1 pseudogene is annotated in these 231 nt (G+C 57.6%); it reads left to right on the top strand.

Annotated elements, in window-relative coordinates:
* Window positions 1–181, top strand: a pseudogene (locus KVT28_RS27230) (creatininase family protein); the annotation flags it as partial.
* Between the last annotated feature and the right edge of the window lie 50 nt (window positions 182–231).

Below are 231 nucleotides of genomic sequence, written 5' to 3'. Positions count from 1 at the left end.
TGGTTTTGGCTGGATGGCGCAGGATCTGCATCTGTGTGGTGCTACCGGCAACGCCGCAGCGGCGGATGCTGAGCGCGGTGCGATTGCCACCGACCGTGCTGCACATGCGCTGCTAAAGCTGGCACGCGAAGTGAACGATTTCGATATTCATTTCCTGACCGATTGCCCCGCATTCTCGTAGGGACGCCATGTAAGGTGACCAAGTGCGCATTAATGCGCACCCTACGATTA

It is taken from the genome of Pantoea sp. GbtcB22 (genome assembly GCF_019091025.1).
GTDB classification, from domain to species: domain Bacteria; phylum Pseudomonadota; class Gammaproteobacteria; order Enterobacterales; family Enterobacteriaceae; genus Pantoea; species Pantoea leporis.
This window is presented reverse-complemented; position numbering and strand designations above follow the sequence as displayed.